The 6,094-nt window shown below is 57.5% G+C and carries 8 protein-coding genes; all 8 read right to left on the reverse strand.

The features are described from left to right. Positions 1-46: 46 nt before the first annotated feature. On the reverse strand, positions 47-1,084 hold the full coding sequence (locus tag ACSBP4_RS15645) for a hypothetical protein (RefSeq protein WP_435552771.1): 1,038 nt from the start codon (positions 1,082-1,084) through the stop codon (positions 47-49). A 49-nt stretch (positions 1,085-1,133) separates the two neighbouring features. Next, a complete protein-coding gene (locus ACSBP4_RS15650; protein ID WP_435552772.1) occupies positions 1,134-1,361 on the reverse strand; it encodes a MarR family transcriptional regulator in 228 nt (75 codons plus the stop codon). A 91-nt stretch (positions 1,362-1,452) separates the two neighbouring features. Further along, positions 1,453-1,680, reverse strand: a complete 228-nt coding sequence (locus ACSBP4_RS15655) for a hypothetical protein (RefSeq protein ID WP_435552773.1) — start codon at positions 1,678-1,680, stop codon at positions 1,453-1,455. A 312-nt stretch (positions 1,681-1,992) separates the two neighbouring features. Then, on the reverse strand, positions 1,993-2,415 hold the full coding sequence (locus ACSBP4_RS15660; protein WP_435552774.1) for a hypothetical protein: 423 nt from the start codon (positions 2,413-2,415) through the stop codon (positions 1,993-1,995). Then, on the reverse strand, positions 2,416-4,518 hold the full coding sequence (locus ACSBP4_RS15665) for a minichromosome maintenance protein MCM (RefSeq protein ID WP_435552775.1): 2,103 nt from the start codon (positions 4,516-4,518) through the stop codon (positions 2,416-2,418). Between the two features lie 256 nt (positions 4,519-4,774). Then, positions 4,775-5,371 carry a hypothetical protein gene (locus ACSBP4_RS15670; RefSeq protein WP_006649632.1) on the reverse strand — a complete coding sequence of 199 codons (597 nt, stop codon included), beginning with the start codon at positions 5,369-5,371 and terminating at the stop codon, positions 4,775-4,777. Further along, positions 5,368-5,718, reverse strand: a complete 351-nt coding sequence (locus tag ACSBP4_RS15675) for a hypothetical protein (protein ID WP_006649631.1) — start codon at positions 5,716-5,718, stop codon at positions 5,368-5,370. Before ACSBP4_RS15675 ends, ACSBP4_RS15670 begins: the two co-directional genes overlap by 4 nt. Next, positions 5,711-5,860: a hypothetical protein gene (locus ACSBP4_RS15680; RefSeq protein WP_435552776.1), complete on the reverse strand. Its 150-nt coding sequence runs from the start codon at positions 5,858-5,860 to the stop codon at positions 5,711-5,713. The genes ACSBP4_RS15675 and ACSBP4_RS15680 overlap by 8 nt, the downstream gene beginning before the upstream one ends. Between the last annotated feature and the right edge of the window lie 234 nt (positions 5,861-6,094).

Below are 6,094 nucleotides of genomic sequence, written 5' to 3' on the forward strand. Positions count from 1 at the left end.
TAAACAAATAGTTAGCAACGAATATCGTGACTATTCTAGAGTCAACTTAAGGGTTCCATTGGACTACCCCGATCACCTCCAAGTGAGCTAAGAACACGACCAGAATTGAGACTGACAATATAACAGGACTAGCATATGTGAGAAAATCTCTTATGGGTTTTGGCTCTTCTCCCACATCTTGCCAGTTCCATATAGTCGCTGCTACACCGACAGAGAACATTATTACTGCGGTTGTCAATATCGCAGCCCAATGTATATCATGAAAGAATATTGGTTTGGTGTATCTATCAGATATATTTGAGAATCCAAGCAAGTGAATGGTTATCCCTGTCGAACTGATAAGTACTGAGACCGGAAACGACCAATCAAGCCCTTCCTTCTTGACTTTTTTCACCTTCTGTCCCACAGATCCTTTGCGAAAGTCAGATCCTTTGGATATTCCTTTTGAATATAAACGATGGATACCTAAGAACGACTCACAGATTGTTATGTGTATAGAAAGAACAAGGGCAGTAGCAAGTGAAAGTGCGATAATGTTCAACCCAGATATGTGAATAAACAACCTATAGATCCATTCTAATGTTCCGTTTCCCATCGGAAACATTGCAAGGAATGACCAATATGGTATAAAAACAGTCTTTAGAGACTCAACATCATAACGGCTAACTGGAAAATTGCGGAAATATATCAGAAGTCCAATTGCGGGTATGATAACTAACTGGGCAAAGATCATAATCTCTGAATAAGTGAATATTGCATCAATGATTGCCCCCGCAAGGGTTGCAGTTGATAAAATTATAACAACAAATCCGACATCAGTTAGCAAAGGTCTATCTGCATTGTTGACTTTCTGTAGGAGTTGTCCTAGTGCTTGGAAGCATGTCCATGCGGCGATAAGTGCAAATATAGACAAGCTTGCGAAGATAGCTGCTCGTGCTGAAAGCCTGTCAGACCCACCTGGAAACCCATCTGAAAGGAAGACTGACACTGTCCCAAATATACCCATAACGGCAAATTGTTGGTAATATTTCTCAAGAAATTCGCCTAAAGACATGTGTTCCTCTCCATCGTTTCCCTCGGTCATTCTATTCTATGCTAGAATGACAACTGTTTATAAATTCAGCACATATGGATCATCTCTGAAGGCCATAAAGAGACTGACGAGCATCAGATGGGTTTGGACGTGACTTAATGATGTCCTCCTCTTCCAGACAGTCAAGCGCATATCGAAGTGTCCGCTGGTGAAGACGGGTCTCCCTAATGAGGTCCTGCTGTGTGAGTTCGCCTTCGTCCTCCAGAACCCACACAACGAACTTCGCACTCGGAGGAAGGTTTTCGATATCTTCAGTGATAACAGTCATCGATTAGAGTCACCTCGGTCGAAGTCGATCTCGACGACGTCGTCGTCCTCAAGGGCGTTCTGCCAGAACCCGAGAGTATCCTCGAAGACGGTCACGTCGTCTCACCTCGGACGGCACCGCGAATCTTTCGTGAGTCGGCCTTCGAGCATTCGTAGCAGAGGTAATTGTGAGGGTGACCCTCGCCGCGATCGATCGCGTAGATCTCACGATCGACGGCCGCTGGGTCGAACGTCTCACCGCAGTAGGTAACGCTGACGAGGCTCTCGACGCAGTAGCCGTCGTGACCGTTCTCGAGGTCGACCACATAGCCGGTCGTCACGAGTCGTCACCCCCTGCAGTTCGTGTGGAGTTCTCAGACTGTGTGATCGACTGATCAGTGCCCGCACACACTGACTGCTCTCTCCGGCTACTACTGAGTAAAATATGAACGTACTTTCTAAAATAGTGGAACAGAAATATATTGTTAGAAAAAGAATTGGTTGACATGATCGACAGAATAATCGGCGCTTTGGGTTCGGTCGTAATGGTGTATCTACTGGTCGACTTTTTCCTTTGGAATGGAGGGATATTGAATCCTGCAATACTCCCTAGAATAGCCGAGATCATGGCATAGACCCGATCAATATCGGCGTCAGTCATCGCGATCACGCTCCGCGGACTGCTTCGTGTAGTGTCCGTGTCCCAGCTTCCCCAGTTGCCTGTTCGCCAGTTCGATGATGTCGCCTCGAGGGTCGTTGCAACACGAGAGGTTCGACTCGACCTTCTCGAGCAGTTTCTCGGCGTCGTTGATCCCCAGCCGAACGTCGCCGTCGGCGTCCTTGGCCCGGAAGAGATCGCCGTTGCGACAGGCGGCCGTGATCGCCTTGTCGAGTTCCTCGAGGCCGAAGCGGCCGTAGCCGGCGCCGTGGAGCGTGCCGATGACCGACGTCTTCTTCGCGAGCGGCGGCTGTTTGCGACCCGAGTTGTAGTCGACGGCACGGACGAGCGCTTCGTAGACTTCCTTCGAGCGCTTGCGCCGCTCTGCTTCCGTCTGGGTGGTAGAGGAGCGGGCCATCTACGTCACCCGCACCTCCTTGTTCGTCTTCGGTTCGTAGGCGTCGCCTTTCCGTTTGAGCTTCTCGATCTCGTGTTTCGCCTTCTCCTGGGAGATGCCCATCTCCTCGAGTTTCTCGAAGACGTCTTCGTAGGGGACGCCACCGGCTTTGCCGGCCTGCAGCTCTCGGATGACGGCCTTGACGTTCTTGACTCGGTCGCGCTGGGGCTTCGAGGAGTTTGCCTCGACGATGTCGGCGTCGAACTCGCCGTCCTCGTTCATCCCGTAGTCCTGGAGGGACTCGCCGACCAGCCGCTTCGCGCGCATGATGTCCTCCTCTTCGATCCACTGCGAGAGGCGGGCCCGGGCGCTCGCCTCGGCGATCCGGTGCATGTCCTGGAGCTTCCGCAGCGTGATCGGCACCGGCGCGTCTTCGTCGTAGCCGTTGACGCCCCGTATCCGGACGTAGGCGTCCCGGAGCTTGTTCCGCATCTCCTCGGTCCGGAAGCGCGGATCGGGGAGCTGTCGCACGTAGGCGACGTACTTCCGCAGGAGGTCGTGGTCGATCACGCGATCGTCGTCATCGGTGCCGTCCGCCTCGCCGGCGCGTTTGGCTTTCGCCGCCTCTTTCGTCTCGAGGACGTGTTCGGCCTTCTCTCGGTCCGTCTCTTCGTCGGGCTTGTCCTGCAACTTGAAGATGAGGGCGAACCGGGAGAGGAGCGTCTCGCTCAGGTCGATCTGTTCGCTGTCGGCGACGTAGTCGTCCCACCGGTCGTGTTTCGGGTTTCCACCGGCGAACACCGATGTCTCCGACGGGAGCGTCGTGTTGATCCCGGCCTTGTTGACGTCGACCTTCATGTCGGCCATCGCGCCGTGCATCGAGTCCTGGACGTCTTCGCGGACCTTGTCGATCTCGTCGATACACGCGAGGCCGTTGTTCGCCTGGACGAGTGCACCGGCGTCGAGCGTCCACTCGCCGTCCGCCCAGTCGTCCTGCTTTGCGGTGGCGGTCATCCCGGCCTCGGTCGCGCCCTTGCCGTTCGCGAAGACCGACCGCGGCGCGATCTGTTTGGCCTCGCGGAGCAGCGTCGACTTCCCGGTCGAGGCGTCGCCGATCAGGAGCATGTGGAAGACACCCCGGACCTCGCGGCCGTTATCGAGTTCGACGGTCGCGCCGCCGATCAGCATCAGGAAGATGCCCTCCTTGATGAGGTCGTACTTCTCCCCGGTGAGGTCGGGTGCGATACTGGCGAGGACGACCTCGAACAGAGGGCCGTACTCGCCGTTCGCGATCGCCTCGATCTCTTGCTTGTCCTCCTCGGTGATCTCGAGGTCCTCGAAGTCGGTGTCGGAGATCTCGATGTGGTGACCCTCGAGGTAGGGCTTGAACCGGGCGCTCTTCTTGCTGTTCGATCCTTCCTGCTGCAGCCGGAGGCGGCCGGTGACGCTGACGCGGTCGCCAGGTTCGGCCTGATCGCAGAGATCGTCTTCGACGGCGATGTCGATCTTGGTCCCGTCGCCACCGCCGATCACTTCCGGAGGCTCGGCGAGTCGGAGCAGTTGCGCGTCGACGAACTCCGACTGGTCGAAGTTGATGCGGAACGGTCCCTGTCGCTCGCAGCCTTGGCACTCGTGGGGTTCCTGGAAGTCGTCGCTCGTCCCGGACTGCGGGATTCGGGTGAGCGATCCACAGAGCTGGCACTCGAAGGCGGCTTCCTCGATCTTCGGGTCGACGTCGGTGGCCTTCTCGACCTGCCCTTCGACCGTGAGGAAGGGAGTCTTTTTGTGGCGCTTCGTCGGGGAGAACCACCCCGGGTAGAACGAGTCAGTCCCGTTCAGATTGTACACGCGGACGTGTGCGTTCCCGAGCGAGACGTCGATCGGGAGGTCGTACAGCCGAAGCGCCTCTTCGGCGTACCGCTGGAGCTGTTCCGGCTGGCCGAGGTAGTCGTCCGCGAGATCGGGATCGTACCGGAAGAGGTCCTCCCAGTCGACCTCGAGCGAACGTTGCTCGTTCGGGTAGTGCTGAGCGAGCATCCGGATCTCGTCGTCATAGTAGTCGCGGAAGAACTCCTGGAACGAATCCACGAGTTCCGCGTTTGCAGCGTCTGACTGGGCCGACATTACGCGATCCACCTCCGTTCGACCGGTGTTGCGGAGGTGTGTAGTCTACACAACACCGATCGAGAGGTGTTGCGTCGTTCGAATGCGAGCGATGCGAGCGATGTGCGAGCGTACCTGTGACTGATCGACATTTGCTTTCTTGAATTACTTCAGGGAGTTTTCTCCCAATTCAACCGTCCTTGTACTCAGGACGGCCCTGGGGGCGGCGGCCCCCTCATGAGGTGTTGTGTAACCGCAACACCTCCGCAACAGGTGTTCACCCGGACAACACCCCCTCGTGGATCCGGACGCCGGCAACCGTCTCCGGGAGCTCGGTCGGCGACTTGACGATCAGACGCGTGTTCTGTGAACTCGAGCGAGACTCTTTCTGGAACCGGCAGATGCTCTTGTCACCGACCAACTCCTCGGCCTTCTCCATGACGTCGTAGGTGTTCGTCCGGTGGATATCGACATCGGCAGCCTCGAGGACATCCTGAATGCGACCGCCGTCGTACTCTTCGCGACCAGTCGCTCCGCCAGTGACTCTCGCCGCGTGCTTCAGCACGATCGCGGCCTGCTGGTCGCGCTTCGCGGCGCTCTTCCGGGCAACCGACTGGTACAGATCGGCCGCCTGGTTCATCTTGTTGACCTGGTCGCGAAGTTCGACCACGCGCTGGCGGAGCTGCTCGTTCTCTTCCTCGAGACCCTCGACGCGATCGACGGCGCGCTGGGCGGCCTCGACAGGTCCGCACTCGGTCGGGTCGATCTCGTCACCGGCGAGGCCGTAGATGAGTTTCCGGAAGGCGACGTCGTTGGCCGCGTCCTCGTCGAGCGACTCGTCGGCGTGCCGGGCGTCGGCGTAGTCGTCGGTCACCGCTGCTCACCTCCATCGGGATCGTAGAGGATCTCGCCGGCACGCGCGATCCGGAAGTCCGGACCCGCGACGAGACCGCGGACCCGTTTCTTGAGCGTATCGTCAGCCCGAATATCGGTGTGACGACGGTACAGCTTGTGGAGTCGGGTGACCTTGACCGGCTCCCCTGGCTCGAGGTGTTCGATCACGGCCGCGTCGCGATCGTCGTAGTCGGCGGCCTCGTCGATGGAGTCCTCGTGCAACGCTTCGAGTTTCGCGACGCACTCCTCGAGGTCCTGAACTTTTGCGAGGGCGCGTTGGGCAACCTCGAGGGCGTCCTCCGGGCTGACAGCGGGCTCGTCAGACAAGGCGGATCACCTCGTAGTCTCCGACGCAGCCGGAACAGACCGTCAGCTCACCGTGCTTTGGGTGATCGATGACGTACTCGGCGTCCTCGGTACAGCCGAGCGCTCCGCAGAACGGGCCGAACCCGTCGGTCGCGGAACTCACGCCGCGACACCTCCCGTCGAAGCTGATATAGCCGTAGACGCTATACTAACTGGCGAAGGCTGATCCTCCGCGCTTCCGCGCTTTCGAGCGTTAGCTTTGCCGTTTTCCCGTAGCGGCGAAGATGGTGTTTGCATGGTTGCGTAGAGGCCAAACACTATATCGATATGGCTGAATGTCACGATAAGACGATGGCCCGGACACCTCGCGACCGACTGAACCATCAGAAGGACACTG

Origin of the sequence: Natrinema sp. CGMCC1.2065, from assembly GCF_051225675.1 — an archaeon.
Classification (GTDB): domain Archaea; phylum Halobacteriota; class Halobacteria; order Halobacteriales; family Natrialbaceae; genus Natrinema; species Natrinema thermotolerans.